Origin of the sequence: Kitasatospora sp. NPDC087314 (assembly GCF_044744365.1) — a bacterium.
Classification (GTDB): Bacteria; Actinomycetota; Actinomycetes; order Streptomycetales; family Streptomycetaceae; genus Kitasatospora.
Map to the genome: position 1 here is coordinate 489,553 of NZ_JBIUYE010000001.1, position 16,978 is coordinate 506,530.

The 16,978-nt window shown below is 73.3% G+C and carries 12 protein-coding genes; 8 read left to right on the top strand and 4 right to left on the bottom strand.

The features are described 5' to 3' along the window. Positions 1–7: 7 nt before the first annotated feature. From ACIO5E_RS02235 to ACIO5E_RS02250, 4 genes are all read right to left on the bottom strand, one after another. Positions 8–2,446 carry a transglutaminaseTgpA domain-containing protein gene (locus ACIO5E_RS02235; protein WP_400662536.1) on the bottom strand — a complete coding sequence of 813 codons (2,439 nt, stop codon included), beginning with the start codon at positions 2,444–2,446 and terminating at the stop codon, positions 8–10. Further along, positions 2,443–3,762 carry a DUF58 domain-containing protein gene (locus ACIO5E_RS02240; protein WP_400662539.1) on the bottom strand — a complete coding sequence of 440 codons (1,320 nt, stop codon included), beginning with the start codon at positions 3,760–3,762 and terminating at the stop codon, positions 2,443–2,445. Before ACIO5E_RS02240 ends, ACIO5E_RS02235 begins: the two co-directional genes overlap by 4 nt. Position 3,763: 1 nt before the next feature. Continuing rightward, on the bottom strand, positions 3,764–4,708 hold the full coding sequence (locus ACIO5E_RS02245; RefSeq protein ID WP_280674820.1) for a MoxR family ATPase: 945 nt from the start codon (positions 4,706–4,708) through the stop codon (positions 3,764–3,766). Positions 4,709–5,054: 346 nt separating this feature from the next. Next, on the bottom strand, positions 5,055–5,597 hold the full coding sequence (locus tag ACIO5E_RS02250) for a beta-class carbonic anhydrase (protein ID WP_400662542.1): 543 nt from the start codon (positions 5,595–5,597) through the stop codon (positions 5,055–5,057). Positions 5,598–6,158: 561 nt separating this feature from the next. Here ACIO5E_RS02250 and rsmH point away from each other — a divergent pair. The 8 genes from rsmH to ftsW all read left to right on the top strand — a co-directional run bounded on the left by rsmH (position 6,159) and on the right by ftsW (position 16,974). After that, positions 6,159–7,133 carry a 16S rRNA (cytosine(1402)-N(4))-methyltransferase RsmH gene (gene rsmH / locus ACIO5E_RS02255; RefSeq protein WP_400662544.1) on the top strand — a complete coding sequence of 325 codons (975 nt, stop codon included), beginning with the start codon at positions 6,159–6,161 and terminating at the stop codon, positions 7,131–7,133. 133 nt (positions 7,134–7,266) lie between these two features. Continuing rightward, positions 7,267–7,788, top strand: coding sequence for a cell division protein FtsL (locus ACIO5E_RS02260; RefSeq protein ID WP_400662547.1), 522 nt, complete (start codon positions 7,267–7,269; stop codon positions 7,786–7,788). Next, a complete protein-coding gene (locus tag ACIO5E_RS02265; RefSeq protein ID WP_400662550.1) occupies positions 7,785–9,971 on the top strand; it encodes a penicillin-binding transpeptidase domain-containing protein in 2,187 nt (728 codons plus the stop codon). Before ACIO5E_RS02260 ends, ACIO5E_RS02265 begins: the two co-directional genes overlap by 4 nt. A 93-nt stretch (positions 9,972–10,064) precedes the next feature. Continuing rightward, positions 10,065–11,630 carry a UDP-N-acetylmuramoyl-L-alanyl-D-glutamate--2,6-diaminopimelate ligase gene (locus tag ACIO5E_RS02270; protein ID WP_400662553.1) on the top strand — a complete coding sequence of 522 codons (1,566 nt, stop codon included), beginning with the start codon at positions 10,065–10,067 and terminating at the stop codon, positions 11,628–11,630. Further along, positions 11,627–13,030 carry a UDP-N-acetylmuramoyl-tripeptide--D-alanyl-D-alanine ligase gene (gene murF / locus ACIO5E_RS02275; RefSeq protein ID WP_400662556.1) on the top strand — a complete coding sequence of 468 codons (1,404 nt, stop codon included), beginning with the start codon at positions 11,627–11,629 and terminating at the stop codon, positions 13,028–13,030. Before ACIO5E_RS02270 ends, murF begins: the two co-directional genes overlap by 4 nt. Further along, positions 13,030–14,091, top strand: coding sequence for a phospho-N-acetylmuramoyl-pentapeptide-transferase (gene mraY, locus ACIO5E_RS02280; RefSeq protein ID WP_280674462.1), 1,062 nt, complete (start codon positions 13,030–13,032; stop codon positions 14,089–14,091). Before murF ends, mraY begins: the two co-directional genes overlap by 1 nt. After that, the gene (gene murD / locus ACIO5E_RS02285) at positions 14,088–15,560 is read left to right on the top strand and encodes a UDP-N-acetylmuramoyl-L-alanine--D-glutamate ligase (protein WP_400662559.1); all 1,473 of its coding nucleotides are present in this window, start codon (positions 14,088–14,090) and stop codon (positions 15,558–15,560) included. The genes mraY and murD overlap by 4 nt, the downstream gene beginning before the upstream one ends. Positions 15,561–15,666: 106 nt before the next feature. Next, entirely contained in the window at positions 15,667–16,974 is a 1,308-nt protein-coding gene (ftsW, locus tag ACIO5E_RS02290; protein ID WP_400662562.1) for a putative lipid II flippase FtsW, read from the top strand. The last annotated feature ends 4 nt before the right edge of the window (positions 16,975–16,978 follow it).

The following is a 16,978-nucleotide window of genomic DNA, read 5'->3' on the forward strand; positions in this document are numbered from 1 at the left end:
AGCCCGCTCAGGACTCCGGGCCGCGCCTCCGCCGGGAGAGCACCCGCCGCACCGGTCCGGAGACCGCCGCGGACACCCGGCCGGCCCGGGTGCCGATCGCCGTCCGGGCCGTCCGCAGGGCGTCGGAGATCCGCCACCACAGCTGGGCCGAGGACGGCGGCAGCAGCACCGCCCTGGCCCGCTCGACCCGGCCGGCGGTGGCCCGCAGGCCCTGCCGGGCGGTGCGGACGTCGGCCGCCAGCGGGGCGGTGGTGACCTGGCCGGACGGGGCGTAGAGCACCCGTTCGGTGGCCAGTGCCAGCCGCCCGGTGGCCGCCGCCGAGTCCGCGTCCAGCTCCGCCTTCTCGGTGATCCGCCGGGCGGTCGAACGCGGGGTGCATGACTCGTCCGGGGGAATTCCGAGGTCCCAGGCGGAGTCGATCAACTCGTCCCAGGCGGCCAGCACCTGGGCGTCGGTCAGCTCGGCCGGGCCGCCGCCGGGCCCGCGCCGCCCGCCGCCGCCGAGTCGGCGCCGGCGCAGCGCCGCCCGCCAGAGCATCGGGACCAGCAGCAGCGCGATCACCAGCGCCACCGTGGCGGCGGTGCCCAGCACCTGGCCGGACAGCAGCCAGGAGTCGTCGGAGGCGGTGCTGACGGCCTTGCTCCTGCCACCGCACTCGCCCAGTTGGCGCTGCTTCGCGTCGCAGTCCTTGCTGGTGGTCGGGGCCGGGACCGGCGCCGAGCTCTGCGCGCCGGCGGTCGGGTGCTGGGTCGGCGCGGCGGTCGGGGTGGTGGACTGCTCGGTGTAGCGGGGCTGGACGCCGCGGCTCGGGGTGGGCTCGAAGCGCAGCCAGCCGTAGCCCGCGAAGTACAGCTCGGGCCAGGCGTGGTACATCCGGCCGGTCACCGAGTAGACGTTGCCGCCCTTGGCGTCGCCGGGGGTGAAGCCGACGGCCACCCGGGACGGGATCTTCAGGGTGCGGGCCATCGCCGCCATGGTGGAGGCGAAGTGCACGCAGAAGCCCTTGCGGTCGCGCAGGAAGACCGCGATCGCGTTGCTGCCGGTGCCGCCGGCGACCGCGGTGTCGTACTGGAACTGCGGGCCGGTGAACCAGTTCACCAGCGCCATCGCCCGGTCGTAGTCGTTCTGCGCCTTGGCGGTGACCTCCCGGGCCTGCTGCGCGACGACCGGGGGGAGGTCCGAGGGGAGGCCGGTGTAGTGGTCCCGGATGTCCTGCGGCGCGGCCGCCGCGGTGCGCAGGTCATTGGCGGTGGGCCGCACGTCCAGCGAGCTGACGTGGTAGCGCAGGCCGCGGATCGCCCGGTCGTTGGTCGGGACGACGGTGCGGGTGAGCGGGTCGAGCTTCCAGTCGGCCCGGTTGGGGAGCTGGACGGACGCGGCCGGGTAGGGCATCGGCAGCCAGCTCTTCTCCAGCCGGTCGCTGATCTGGAAGTCGCCCTCGATCCGGGGGATGTTGACGTCCCGCAGGCCCTCGGGGGTGGGCAGGGTGGTCTGGAGGTCGTTGACCGTGGTGCTGCCGAGCCTCCAGTTGGTCCCGTCGAACTGGTCCAGCGCCCCGGTGCGCAGGTAGATCTGGTCGGCCAGCTCGCTGTCGAGCGTGTAGGTGAGCAGCTCGTTGTCGGTCGGCTTGGTGACCTCGGACTCCAGGCTGACCAGCGGGTCGAGGCTGGTCGCCGCCCCGATGGCGTTCTTGCCCGCGGCCGCGGAGCCGGGGTGCAGCAGACCGGAGTCCCAGTGCGGCAGGAGGACCGGCAGCAGCAGGGCCACGACCAGCGCGAGGATGCCGACCTGCTGGCCGCCCAGGCCGACCGCGCGGGTGCTGTCGGTGCCGAGCGAGGAGTTCGAGTTGCCGCGGAAGACCCGGCCCCAGCGGGAGACCCGGTCCTGCCCCTCGGCGAACAGCAGCACCAGGTAGCCGGCCGACGCCAGGCCGAACCAGACCCAGCTGCCGCGGTCCCCGGCCAAGCCGTTGCCGACGGAGTACAGCGCCAGCAGCGGCAGCCCGGCCAGCGCCGAGCGCCGGTACGTCACCGCGACGGTGTCCACCACGACGGCGACCAGGCCGACCGAGGTGACCAGGATCAGCCGCAGGCCGGCGTTGGGCGGCGCCGGGATGGCGTACTGCTGGATGTCGTCCAGACCGGAGCCGAAGACCCGGTCGAGGGCGCGCAGCGAGGACGGCCCGGGCACCAGGCCGCCCAGCAGCGACCCGGAGCCGGCGAAGCCGATCAGGATCAGCAGGAACAGCACCAGCAGCTGGCCGACCGGCACCGTCCAGCGGTACAGCGGGGACCGGCGCAGGCCCGCGCCGACCGCCGCGATCACCGCGATCACCAGGAAGGCGTGGGTGATCCAGCTCCTGGTGGTGAGCAGCGGGGTCAGGCAGAGCGACGCCAGGGCGGTGGCCAGCGCCGAGTACACGGTCAGTTTGGCCCGGGTCGTCACGCGCCGGCCTCTTCTCGGTAGGGGGAGGTCGTCTTGGCGCCGTCGGCGGCCCGCCAGAGGTCCGGGACGGAGTCCCCGGAGCCGACCGGCAGGACCGTCCAGCCGGCCTCGCGCAGCTGCCGGACCCGGGCGCGGAACTCGTCGCCGCCGGTGTTGGGGGCGAGCATCCGCAGGCCCGCCCAGGTGCCGGTGTCGATCAGGAAGGCGATGGCCCCGCCGGTACGGCTGCGCAGCCGGGCGAGCCGGGCGGTCTGCGCCTCGTCGAGCTCACCGAGGACGGCGACCAGCAACCCCTCGCCGCCGGCGCGCAGCGGCTCCTCGGCACGGGAGAGCCCGCCGCCGTCGGACAGGTCGGCCACCGCGAGCGCGTCCAGGATCAGGCCGGAGGCGTCGGCCCCGGAGTTGCCGCCGGTGCCGGGCCCGGGCACCCACTGGCCGGTGTCGGTGAGCAGCTGGGTCTGGTAGCCGCGCTCCAGCAGGTGCACGGCGACCGAGGCGGCGCAGCTCACCGCCCACTCGAAGGAGGAGGCGGGGCCGGTGCCCCGGTGGCCGATCTCCCGGGTGTCCAGCAGGACGGTCGCCCGGGCCCGCTGCGGCTGCTCCTCGCGGCGCACCATCAGCTCGCCGTACCGGGCGGTGGACTTCCAGTGCACCCGGCGCAGGTCGTCGCCGGGGCGGTACTCGCGCAGGATCACGTCGTCGTCGCCGGCCAGCGCCAGGGTGCGGGAACGGCTCTCGCCCTGGCCGACCCACTCGCCGTTCAGCCGCACGTACGGCAGGGCCTGGACCTGGGGGACGACGGTGAGGACGTCGGAGGCGGAGAAGGAGCGGTTCACCTCGCACATCCCGAACGGGTCGGACAGCCGCAGCTGGAGCGGCCCGAGCGGGTAGCGGCCGCGCAGGTCGGAGCGGACCCGGTAGGAGACCTCGCGGTGGCCGCGCGGCTCGACCCGGTCCAGCACGAAGCGCGGGCGCGGCCCGAGCACGTAGGGGACCTTGTCCTCCAGGAGCAGCAGCCCGGTGGGCACCCGGGAGACGTTGTCGACCCGCAGGTGGACCCGGGCCTCCTGGCCGGCCACCGCTCGACGCGGGCTCAGCCGGCGGCCGCTGGCCACCCGGTAGCGGGTGTTGGCGACCACCATCGCGGCGGCCAGCGGCAGCGCGGCGAGCAGCACGCCGACGCGCAGCAGCGCGTCCTGGTCGAGCACGTAGGCGCAGATCACCGCGGTGACGCCGGCGGCGAGGAAGGAGCGTCCCCGCGTGGTGAGGCCGCGCAGCCCGGCCCGCAGTCCTGACGTCGGGTCGGACGAAGCCACCTCAGCCCCTCCGGACGGCCGGGCCACCCTGCGGGCGCGGCAGCGGCAGGCGGGCGACCAGGTCGGCCACGATCTGCTCGGAGGTGCGGCGGCTGAGCTGGGTCTCGGCGGTCGGCATCAGGCGGTGCGCGAGCACGGGTACGGCCAGGCGCTGGATGTCGTCCGGGGTGACGTAGTCGCGCCCGTCGAGCGCGGCGGCGGCGCGGGCGGCCCGGACCAGGTGCAGGGTGGCGCGCGGCGAGGCGCCCAGGCGCAGCTCGTGGCTGGTGCGGGTGGCGCCGACCAGGTCGACGGCGTAGCGGCGGACCGGGTCGGCGACGTGCACGGTGCGCACCAGGTCGATCAGCTTGAGGATGTCGGCGGCGTGCGCGACCGGCTGGAGGTCCTCCAGCGGGCTGGCGCCGGAGTGCACGTCGAGCATCGCGAACTCGGCCTCGGGGCTGGGGTAGCCGATCGAGATCCGGGCCATGAAGCGGTCGCGCTGGGCCTCCGGCAGGGGGTAGGTGCCCTCCATCTCGACCGGGTTCTGGGTGGCCACGACCATGAACGGCGAGGGCAGCTCGTAGCTGGTGCCGTCGATGGTGACCTGGCGCTCCTCCATCGACTCCAGCAGCGCGGACTGGGTCTTGGGCGAGGCGCGGTTGATCTCGTCGCCGACCACGATCTGCGCGAAGATCGCGCCCGGGCGGAACTCGAAGTCGCGCTGGTGCTGGTCGTAGATGTTGGTGCCGGTGACGTCCGAGGGCAGCAGGTCGGGCGTGAACTGGATGCGGCGGACGGTGCAGTCGACCGAGCGGGCGAGTGCCTTGGCCAGCATGGTCTTGCCGACGCCGGGCACGTCCTCCAGCAGCAGGTGGCCCTCGGCGAGCAGGACGGTCAGCGCGATCCGGACGGCCTCCGGCTTGCCCTCGATCACGCTCTCGACGTTGGCGCGGATCCGGTCCACGACCGCGGCGAGCTCGGGAAGTCCGACCCGGTGGTGCCCGTCGGACCCCTGCTCTCCCACCGCGGGACCGCCGAGACCGGCCTGATCGCTGTAGCTCGTCACCCGTATACGCTCCCTGGCACCCTGTGCCCGCCTCACCCCGAGGCCGGACCCCACCCCATGCTGGACGCGGCCGCTCCTGGGGCGGTTCCGTCGCGGATCCGGCGCCGGGGTAGCGGCCTGCGGCCTGGCCGCCCCAGGTGGTTCGGGGTCAGACCGGCAGGCGCATTCTCCCCTGCCAGGTGGCCAGAAGTCACCCTCGGGAGAGCCCCGGATGCCCGGACGCCGTCGGCCGGGTGGTGCCGGGTCAGTGGATCTCGCGGAGCAGTCCGGTGTGGACGTCGAAGACGAAGCCGCGGACGTCGTCGGTGTGCAGCAGGAACGGCGAGGTGCGGACCCGCTGCATGGACTGGCGGACGTCGCCGTCGAGGTCGACGAAGGCCTCCACCGCCCACTGCGGGCGCTGGCCGACCTCCAGTTCCAGCTCGCGGCGGAAGTCCTCGGTCAGCCCGAGCAGGCCGCAGCCGGTGTGGTGGATCAGCGCGATCGAGCGGGTGCCGAGGGCACGCTGGCTGATGGTCAGGGAACGGATGGTGTCGTCGGTGACGACGCCGCCCGCGTTGCGGATGACGTGTGCGTCGCCCAGTTCGAGGCCGAGCGCCGCGAACAGGTCGAGGCGGGCGTCCATGCAGGCCACCACGGCGATCTTCTGCACCGGGCGGGCGTCCATGCCGCCGTCCCGGAAGGTCACGGCGTACTCGCGGTTGGCCGTGACGAAGCGGTCGATGATGGCGGGGCTCGGGGAGTCGGCAGCGGCGTTCGGCGTGGGCCGGTCGGGGGTCACTGTCATGGTGGCGACGTTAGTGCGATTCGGGCGTCCGCGGTGGGGTGGAGAGCTACAGATCGGGCCGCTGTGATCGAGTGCATAGCCACAACGGACCGGCCGCTGCGCGCGTTCGGGCGGGTTTGTCCGACCTGGTCCCGAGGTGGCCGCGGAGCGGGTGCGCGGACGGGGCGCGCGGCCGCTCCCGCGGGCCCCCGGTCGAGGCCTTCGCGGAGCCACTCCCATGGCCGCGACCTGCGGTGATCCGTACGGCCGCCCGGGTGGTGCGCCGGAGCGGACCGTTGACTGGCGGGGTCCGCGCGATAGAGTTGCGGCGTAGTGGAGCACACCCGCCGGGGCCCGTCAACCGGGCCTCTCCGGACCGGGTGGCCCGTTCGATGCGGCCCGTGGCCTCCACCCGCTCCGTGCTCACCTGGCGCACCTTCCCCGGCGCCGGGCGGTCACGATCTTCCCCCTGAGCGGGCGGGGACCACGGGCCGCGTCGTCGTGCCGTGGAGCGGTGGGCGAGAATGGTCGGAGCTCCCGGACGTCGGGCTGCTCCGCACCTGAGGAAGGGCGCCCCCGCGCATGACCACCAACGATCCGGGCCCCAAGCACGTTCCGGTGATGCTGCAGCGGTGCATGGACGCGCTGGCTCCGGCCATCTCGCGCCCCGGGGCCGTGGTGGTGGACGCCACCCTCGGCCTCGGCGGGCACAGCGAGGCGCTGCTCACCCAGTTCCCGCAGGTGCGGCTGGTCGCGGTGGACCGCGACCCGCAGGCGCTGAAGCTGTCCGGCGAGCGGCTGGCGCCCTTCGGCGACCGGGCCACCCTGGTGCACGCCGTCTACGACGAGATCCCCGAGGTGCTGGAGCGCCTGGACATCGACCGGGTGGACGGCATCCTGTTCGACCTCGGCGTCTCCTCGATGCAACTGGACGAGGCGGACCGCGGTTTCGCGTACGCCCAGGACGCGCCGCTGGACATGCGGATGGACCAGACCCGGGGGATCAGCGCGGCGGAGGTGCTGAACACCTACAGCCACGGTGACCTGGCCCGGATCCTCAAGGTCTACGGCGAGGAGCGGTTCGCCGGGAAGATCGCCTCGGTGATCCTGCGGGAGCGGGAGAAGGAACCGTTCACCAACAGCGCGCGTCTGGTCGAGTTGGTGCGCAACGCCATTCCGGCGGCGACCCGCCGGACCGGCGGGAACCCCGCCAAGCGGACGTTCCAGGCGCTGCGGATCGAGGTCAACGGCGAGCTGGAGGTCCTGGACCGGGCGATCCCGGGTGCCCTGGAGACCCTGGCGATCGGCGGTCGGATGGTCGTGATGTCCTACCAGTCACTGGAGGACCGGCTGGTGAAGCAGTACTTCGCCGCCGGGGCGACCGACACCGCGCCGCCGGGGCTGCCGTTCATCCCGGAGGAGCACCAGCCCTGGCTCAAGCTGATCACCCGTGGTGCCGAGTTGGCCACGGAGGAGGAGATCGAGGAGAACCGGCGCGCCGCGCCCGTACGGCTGCGGGTGGCGGAGAGGATCAGGGACCGAAGCAAGCGGGGCTGAAACGTCGGCCCCGGCGGGGTCCGAAGGGCGGAGGAGAGCGGTGGGGCCGGTGGCCGGTGAGGTCCGGGCGGGGCGGGGAGCAGTCCCCGGACAGGGCAGGGCACGGATCACGGTCCGGCCGGGGCGGCGTTCGGTGCGGGGGCGTACGCCGTTCGCGGTGCTCGTGGTGGTGCTGCTGGCGGCGGGGCTGCTCGGGCTGCTGGCGCTGAACACGGCGCTCAACGAGGGCTCGTTCGAACTGTCCCGGCTCCAGAAGCAGACCACCGTGGCGACCGACGAACAGCAGGGCCTCCAGCACCAGATCGACCAGAGCTCGGCGCCGGACGCGCTGGCCCGGAGGGCCGCCGAGATGGGCATGGTCCCGGCCGGCGGGATGGCCTTCCTCGACGTCCCGAACGGCGGCAAGGTGATCGGCACTCCCGGACCGGCGCAGGACAGCCCGCCGGTCAAGCGTTCGACGGTGGAGCCGTGGCCGATGAAGTCGTCGCCGGGTGCCCAGCCGGGTGCCGCGCCGGCTCCCCAGCCGAGCGCGCCGTCGAGCCCGGCTCCGGGCGCGCCGAGCCCGGCGGCGACGGCCGGTGACTCCGTGGTCCAGATCAACCCGGCCTCCCCGGCCGCGCCCGCGCCGCATCCGAACGGGGGTGCGGGCCGATGACCACGCCACGCCAGCCGTCCGGCGGATCCGGCAACGGCCGCCGCCAGCCGCCCAGGGGCGCCGCGCCGCGCCCGGCCGCGCCGCGCGGCCAGTCCGGCAAGGCCCAGTCCGGCAAGGGTCAACCCACGAAGGGGCAACCCGCCAAGGGCCAGCCGGCCCGGTCGCCGCAGCCCGGCAAGGGCCAGCCCGCCAAGGCCGCCGCCCGTACGCCCCGCGCGCCGCAGCAGCGCCGTCCCGAGGGCCGTCCGCCGGTCCGGAGCCAGGCCGCCGTCCGGCCGCGCCGCCCGCAGCGCCCCAAGGCGCTCCGGCTGGCCGAGCCCAAGCGCCGCCTGCGGGTGATCACCGTGGTGATGTCGCTGGTGTTCTCGGTGTTCGCCGGCCGCTTGGTGCAGCTCCAGCTGCTGGACTCCGACGCGCTGGCCGCCGACGCCAACACCAACCGCTACCAGAACATCCCGATCACCGCCGAGCGCGGCTCGATAACGTCTTCCGACGGGGTGGCGCTGGCCGCCACCGTCGACGCGTACGACATCACCGCCGACCCGGCGATGTTCACCCCGGCGGCGACCGGCATCCCGGACGCCCCGGAGCAGGCGGCCGCCCTGCTGGCGCCGATCCTCGGCGTGCCCAAGGAGAAGATCGCCGCCGACCTGCACACCCCCAAGACCCGCTACAAGCGGCTCGCCGCCCAGCAGAGCCCGGCCACCAAGTCCCAGATCAGCGACCTCAAGGCGGGCCTGGAGAAGCAGGCCGGCTCGCGGACCTGCCAGGCCCAGAAGCGGCTGCTGACCAAGTCCGTCGAGCAGGGCGGGCGCACCCGGGTCGACAACGAGTGCGCCAACCCGCTGGCCGGCGTGTTCAACCGGGAGACCCAGAAGCGGATCTACCCCGCGGACGGGCTGGCCGCCAACCTGGTCGGCTTCGTCAACGGCGAGGGCGAGGGTGCCGGCGGCCTGGAGCTGCAGTACCAGAAGCAGCTGGCCGGCAAGGACGGGCACAGCAGCTACGCCCAGGCGGGCGGCCGGCTGGTGCCCACCGCCGGGGGCTCGATGGACCCCGCGGTGCCCGGCAACGACGTCAAGCTGACCATCAACCGGGACATCCAGTGGGCCGCCCAGCGGGCGATCACCGACCAGGTGGCCAACTCCGGCGCGGAGAAGGGCTACGTCGTCGTCCAGGACGTGAAGACCGGTCAGGTCCTCGCGATGGCCACCGCGCCCGGCTTCAACCCGAACGACCTGAGCACCGCCAAGCAGTCCCAGCTGGGCAACCCCGCCCTGCAGGACGCGTACGAGCCGGGCAGCACCGCCAAGCTGATGACCTTGGGCGCCGTCCTGGACACCGGCAAGGCCACCTGGGACACCAAGGTCACCGTGCCCTACCCGCTGGTCCGGGCCGGCCAGGAGTTCAAGGACGACGTCTTCCACGGCACCTGGTACCTGACCCTGGCCGGGGTGCTGGCCAAGTCCTCCAACATCGGCACCATCGAGGCGATGGAGACCCTCGGCGCCAACCAGTTGGAGGCCAACAAGGTCCTGGACAGTTACATGCGCAAGTTCGGCGTCGCCCAGCCCACCGGCCTGAACTTCCCCGGGGAGGCCTCCGGGATGCTCAAGAAGCCGGAGGACCTGGTCGCCTCGGAGAAGTACAACACCTCCTTCGGCCAGGGCCCGCTGCAGATGAACGCGCTGCAGGCCACCTCGGTCTACTCGACCATCGCCAACGGCGGCGTCCGGGTCGCGCCCAGCATCGTCCAGGGCATCACCAGCCCGGGTGGCAAGTACACCCCGACCCCGCCGGGCGAGCAGACCCGGGTGGTCAGCCCGGAGACCGCCAAGACCCTCACCTCGATGCTGGAGTCGGTCGTCGACGACGAGCAGGGCACCGGCGGCAAGGCCGCCATCCCCGGCTACCGGGTCGCCGGCAAGACCGGCACGGCCAACCGGGGGGCCGCCAACGGTGTCGGCTACGACGGCTACACCGCCTCCTTCATCGGCTTCGCCCCCGCCGACGCCCCCCGGTACACCGTCTCCTGTACCCTCCAGGGCCCGGTCAACGGCCACTTCGGCGGCCAGCTGTGCGGCCCCGTGTTCAAGCAGGTGATGGAGTTCACCCTGAAGACCATGCAGGTCCCGCCGAGCGGCAGCCAGGCGCCCAACCTGCCCGTCGAGTGGAAGCCGTGAGCGAGGATGAGCAACGAGCGGACCGGGCGGGACGACGGCGCGGCGAGGGCCCGGTTTGGCCCTGGGCACCCTTCGGCGGATAGCCTTCCCGCCGTGCCGAAACCCGATCAAACCACCGTGAGTCCGCCACGCCCGGCCGGGACCGCCGCCCTGCCGCTCGCCGAGCTGGCCCGCCAGCTGGGCCTGGCGCCCGTCGAGGGGGGCCCGGTCACCGGCGTCACCCACGACTCCCGCGCGGTGCGCCCCGGCGACGTGTACGTGGCCTTCCCCGGCGCCAACCACCACGGCGCCGCCTTCGCGGCCCAGGCCGCGGCGGCGGGAGCGGTGGCACTGCTCACCGACCCGGCTGGCGCCGAACTGGCGGCCGGCACCGGCCTGCCGCTGCTGGTCGTCGACCGGCCGCGGGCCCGGATGGGCGAGCTCGCGGCCGCCGTCTACGGCCGCCCCTCCGAGCGGCTGCTGATGTTCGGGCTGACCGGCACCAACGGCAAGACCACCACCTCCTACCTGGTCGAGGGCGGCCTGCTCGGCGCCGGGCGCGCCCCCGGGGTGATCGGCACCGTCGAGATGCGGGTCGGCAGCGAGCGGATCAAGAGCGAGCGCACCACCCCCGAGGCCACCGACCTGCACGCGATCCTCGGCGTGATGGCCGAGCGCGGCGCGGACGCGGTGACCATGGAGGTCTCCAGCCACGCCCTGGTCTACGGCCGCACCGACGGCGTGACGTACGACGTCTCCCTGTTCAACAACCTCACCCCCGAGCACCTCGACTTCCACCCGGACATGGAGGACTACTTCCAGGCGAAGGCCCGGCTCTTCCAGCCCGGCAAGTCCCGCCACGGCGTGGTCAACGTGGACGACGAGTACGGTCGCCGACTGGCCGCCGAGGCCAAGATCCCGGTGACCACCTTCTCCGCCGCCGGCGCCGTCGAGGCCGACTGGCGGGCCGTGGACGTCCAGCTCGGCCCGGTCGGCTCCACCTTCCGGGTGGTCGGCCCGGACGGCGCCGAGGCCGACGCGGCCGTGCCGCTGCCCGGCCCGTTCAACGTGTCCAACGCGCTGGCCGCGATCACCCTGCTGGTCGCCGCCGGGCTGCCGCTGGAGCAGGCCGTCGCCGGCGTCGCCGCGGTGCCCGGCGTGCCGGGCCGGCTGGAGCGGGTGGACGCCGGACAGCCGTTCGTCGCCGTGGTCGACTACGCGCACAAGCCGGACGCCCTGCAGGCCGTCCTCGGCTCGCTGCGCGAGGTCACCAAGGGCCGGCTGCACGTCGTCGTCGGCTGCGGCGGCGACCGCGACCCGCACAAGCGCGGCCCGATGGGCGCCATCGCCGCCCGGCTCGCCGACACCGCCCTGCTGACCAGCGACAACCCGCGCAGCGAGGATCCGCTGGCGATCCTGGCCAGCATGCTGACCGGCGCCGCCGCGGTGCCCGAGGCCGAGCGGGGGGCCGTCCTGGTCGTCCCCGACCGGGCCGAGGCGATCCGGCTCGCGGTCGCCCGCGCCCACGCCGGGGACACCGTGCTGGTGGCCGGCAAGGGCCACGAACTTGGCCAGTACGTACGAGACGAGATCCGCCCCTTCGACGACCGGGAGGTGCTGCGCGAATCCATCGTGCAGACCACGGCCGCCCGGGGCGACCGAGGAGTAGAGCAGCAGTGATCGCACTGACCCTCGCCGAGGTGGCCGCCGCAGTCGGGGGCACCCTGGACGGCGCCGACCCCGACACCAAGGTGACCGGCCCGGTCGAGGTCGACTCGCGGAAGGTGTGCCCCGGCGGCCTGTTCGCGGCCTTCGTCGGCGAGCACGTGGACGGCCACGACTACGCGACGACCGCGGTCGGGGCCGGCGCCGTCGCGGTGCTGGCCTCCCGCCCGGTCGGCGTGCCCGCCGTCCTGGTCGACAGTGTGGTGGACGCGCTCGGCAAGCTGGCCCGGACCGTGGTCTCCCGCGCCGAGGGCACCGCCGTCGTCGCGCTGACCGGCTCGGCCGGCAAGACCAGCACCAAGGACCTGATCGCCCAGCTGCTGCAGCGCCTCGGTGCGACGGTCTACCCGCCCGGCTCGCTCAACAACGAGATCGGCCACCCGATGACGGCGCTGCGGGTCGAGCCCGGCACCCGGCACCTGGTCATGGAGATGGGCGCCCGGCACAAGGGCGACATCGAGTACCTCACCTCGATCACCCCGCCCCGGATCGGCCTGGTGCTGAACGTCGGCACCGCGCACGTCGGCGAGTTCGGCTCGCAGGAGGCGATCGCCGAGGCCAAGGGCGAACTCGTCGAGGCGCTGCCCGCCGACGGCGCCGCGATCCTCAACGCGGACGACCGGCTGGTGCGCGCGATGGCCGCCCGTACCAAGGCCAAGGTGGTCCTGTTCGGGGAATCCCCGGACGCCCACGTCCGGGCGACGGACGTTCGTCTGGACGCCACCGGACGGCCGTCCTTCACGCTCACCACCCCGGCCGGTTCCGCGCCCGTGCAGCTGCGCCTGTACGGTGAGCACCACGTCTCGAACGCCCTCGCCGCCGCCGCGGTGGCGGTGGAGCTCGGGATGTCCGTCGACGACACCGCGACCGCCCTGGGCGAAGCGGGTGCGCTGTCCCGCTGGCGCATGGAGGTCGTCGACCGGGCCGATGGTGTCACCGTCGTCAACGACGCCTACAACGCGAACCCCGACTCGATGCGGGCCGCGCTGCGGGCGCTGGTCTCGATGGGGGGACGCGGCCCGGAGCGCCGCCGCACCTGGGCGGTGCTCGGCGAGATGCGGGAGCTCGGCGAGGAGAGCCTGGCCGAGCACGACGCCATCGGACGGCTCGCCGTCCGGCTGGACGTCACCAAGCTGGTGGCGGTCGGCGGACGCGAGGCGGCCTGCATGGAACTCGGCGCGAGGAACGAAGGTTCGTGGGGTGAGGAGTCGGTGCTGGTGTCCGACGCGGACGCGGCGGTCGAGCTGCTGCGCAGTCAGCTGCGGCCGGGGGATGTGGTCCTGGTGAAGGCGTCCCGTTCGGTGGGGCTGGAGAAGGTGGCGGAAGCCCTCCTCGCGGACGGTGTGGCCGAGTAATGAAGCAGATCCTCTTCTCCGGCATGATCGGGCTGATCCTGTCGCTGGTCGGCACCCCCGCCCTGATCAAGCTGCTCGCCCGGCAGGGCTACGGCCAGTACATCCGCGACGACGGGCCGAAGGCGCACCACAGCAAGAAGGGCACGCCCACCATGGGCGGCATCGCCTTCATCCTGGCGACCCTGATCGCCTACTTCGCGACCAAGGCGATAACGGGCGAGAGCCCGACGGCCTCCGGCCTGCTGGTGCTCTTCCTGACGACCGGTCTGGGCCTGGTCGGCTTCCTGGACGACTACATCAAGGTGGTCAAGCGCCGCTCGCTCGGTCTGCGGGCCAAGGCGAAGCTGGCCGGCCAGTCCATCGTCGGCCTGGCCTTCGCCGTGCTGGCGCTGCAGTTCCAGGACGACCGCGGGCTCTCCCCGGCCTCCCAGCACCTGTCCTTCGTCCGGGACTACGGCTGGTCGATCGGCCCGGTGCTGTTCGTCATCTTCGCGTACTTCATGATCGCGGCGACGTCCAACGGCGTGAACCTGACGGACGGTCTGGACGGCCTCGCCACCGGCGCCTCGGTGATGGCCTTCGGCGCCTACACCTTCATCGGCGTCTGGGAGTACGGCCAGAGCTGCGCGTACTTCTTCTCCGCCACCAACAGCTGCTACGACGTCCGCGATCCGCTGGACCTCGCGGTGGTCGCGGCCGCCCTGATGGGCTCCTGCTTCGGCTTCCTGTGGTGGAACACCTCGCCCGCCAAGATCTTCATGGGCGACACCGGCTCGCTCGCCCTCGGCGGCGCCCTGGCCGGTCTGGCGATCTGCTCCCGCACCGAGCTGCTGCTCATCCTGCTCGGCGGCCTCTTCATGATCATCACCCTGTCGGTGATCATCCAGGTCGGCTCCTTCCGGATGACCGGCAAGCGCGTCTTCAAGATGGCACCCCTACAGCACCACTTCGAACTCAAGGGCTGGAGCGAAGTCCTGGTCGTGGTCCGCTTCTGGATCATCCAGGGCCTCTGCGTGGCCGTCGGCCTCGGCCTCTTCTACGCGGGATACCGGACCGGATGACGAACCCTGACTTTGCGAACCTGCCCGTCGTCGTCGCCGGGCTCGGCGTCTCCGGCATCAGCGCCGCGCGCGTCCTGCACGGCCTCGGCGCCCGGGTCACCGTGGTGGACGGCGGCAGCGGCGCGGGCCTGACCGCCCGGGCCGCCGAGCTGGAGGCGCTGGGCGTCGCGGTGCGCCTCGGCGACGGCGACAGCCTGCCCGAGGGCACCCGGCTGATCGTCACCTCGCCCGGCTGGGCGCCCGGGAGCGCGCTGTTCGCCGCCGCCGAGGCGGCCGGCGTCCCGGTGTGGGGCGACGTCGAGCTGGCCTGGCGGCTGCGCAGGCCGCTGGCCGCCACCGGCGAGCCCGCCCCCTGGCTGGCCGTCACCGGCACCAACGGCAAGACCACCACCGTCCAGATGCTCGCCTCGATCCTCAGCGCCGCCGGCCGGCGCACCGCCGCCGTCGGCAACGTCGGGGTCTCGGTGCTGGACGCGGTGCTCGCGGAGGAGCCGTACGACGTGCTCGCCGTCGAGCTCTCCAGCTACCAGCTGCACTGGGCGCCCTCGCTGCGCCCGCACTCGGCGGCCGTGCTCAACCTGGCTCCCGACCACCTCGACTGGCACGGCTCGATGGAGGCGTACGCCGCCGACAAGGGCCGGATCTACGAGGGCAACACCGTCGCCTGCGTGTACAACCTGGCCGATCCGGCCACCGAGGCGCTGGTCCGCGAGGCCGACGTCGAGGAGGGCTGCCGGGCGATCGGCTTCGGCCTCGGCGCGCCCGGCCCGTCGAACTTCGGCGTGGTGGACGGGCTGCTGGTCGACCGCGCGTTCGTGGCCGACCGGGCCAAGAACGCGGCCGAGCTGGGCTCCGTCGAGGACATCAGCCCACCCGTCGCCTCGGAGGACGGCACCGCGCGCCGCCGCCCTGCTGCCCCGCACAACATCGCCAACGCGCTCGCCGCGGCGGCGTTGGCCCGGGCGTACGGGGTCGAGCCGAAGGCCGTCCGGGAGGGCCTGCGGGCCTTCCGCCCGGACGCGCACCGGATCGCCGAGGTTGGCGTGGTCGGCGAGGTCACCTACATCGACGACTCCAAGGCCACCAACACCCACGCCGCCGCCGCCTCGCTGGCCGCCTACCGGCCGATCGTCTGGATCGCCGGCGGCCTGGCCAAGGGCGCGACCTTCGACGACCTCGTCCAGGGCGCGGCCGAGCGGCTGCGCGCGGTCGTGCTGATCGGCGAGGACCGGGCCCTGATCCGGGCGGCGCTGGAGCGACACGCTCCGGATGTCCCGGTGATCGAGGCGGCCGAGGGCCAGACTGGCGCGGTGGCGATGGCCGAGGTCGTCCGGACGGCCGCGTCGCTCGCCCGGTCGGGTGACACGGTGCTGCTGGCCCCGGCCTGCGCCTCGATGGACATGTTCACCAACTACGGCGAGCGCGGCGACCTGTTCGCGGCGGCCGTCCGGGAGCTGGCGGGCGCGTAGCAGGCGGGCGAGGGCGTCGTACGGAGAGAGTGAGCGGGGAGCGGTGGCGGGGCAGGGCAGAGCGGATTCCGGCGGTACGAAGCAGGACGCCGCCGAGCCGTGGCGCGTGATCTCGGCCACCACGACCAAGTACAAGTCGGCCGGACCGCTGGCCCGGGTGCGGGCCTTCCGGGACCGGGTGCGGTACTGGCTGGACCGGCCGCTCACGCCCTACCTGCTCGTCGTCGGCACGACGCTGCTGCTGGTGGTGCTCGGCCTGATGATGGTCTTCTCGGCCTCGCAGATCCTCGCCCTGGGCCAGCACCACTCGGCGCAGTACTACTTCCTCAAGCAGCTGATCGCGGCCATCCTCGGCCTGGTCCTGCTGATCGGCTTCGCCTCCGTACCGCTGGCGGTGCTGCGGGTGATCGTCTACCCGGTGATGTTCGGGGTGATCGGCGCGCTCGCGCTGGTCGCCGTACCCGGCATCGGGGTGCGGATCAACGGCAACCAGAACTGGCTGGACTTCGGGTTCTTCCAGTTCCAGCCCTCGGAGTTCGCCAAGCTCGCGCTGGTGCTCTGGGGTGCCGACCTGCTCGCCCGCAAGCAGAAGGCCGGCACCCTCACCTCCTGGAAGCACCTGCTCGTCCCGCTGGTGCCGGGCGCCCTGCTGCTGCTCGCGCTGATCATGCTCGGCGGCGACATGGGCACCTCGATGATCCTGGTGGCGATGCTGTTCGCGCTGCTCTGGATGGTCGGTGCGCCGCTGCGGTTGTTCGTGGCCACCCTCGGGGTGGCCGTGGTCGTCTGCACCGCGCTGGTCATCACGGTCCCGCACCGGGCGGAGCGCCTGGGCTGCATCGGCGTCACCAAGCTCGACCCCGACGGGGCCTGCTTCCAGGCCCTGCACGGTGTCTACTCGTTCGCGCTCGGCGGCGGCTTCGGCACCGGCCTCGGCGCCGGCGTGGAGAAATGGGGCCAGCTGCCCGAGGCGCACACCGACTTCATCTTCGCCGCGACCGGCGAGGAACTGGGCCTGGTGGGGACGCTGTCGGTGATCGGTCTCTTCGCGGCACTAGGCTACGCGGGTATCCGTGTGGCCATCGGTACGAAGGATCCCTTCGTCAGGTACGCCGCGGGAGCCGCCACCACCTGGATCATGGCGCAGGCCATGATCAACCTGGGGTCGGCGCTGGGACTGCTGCCCATCGCGGGCGTCCCGCTCCCGCTGTTCTCCTACGGCGGTTCCGCCATGCTGTCGGCCATGTCCGCGATCGGTGTGCTGCTGTGCCTGGCACGCAGCACCTCGGGCGCGAAGGCGGCCCTGGCCGCCCGGAGCAAGAACTCCCGGATCAGGAGACGACTGGCCCGGGTGCTGCCACGACGACGAACCACAGCGCGCCCGGCCCCGGGGCCGGCACGCAGGGAGCGGTGAATTT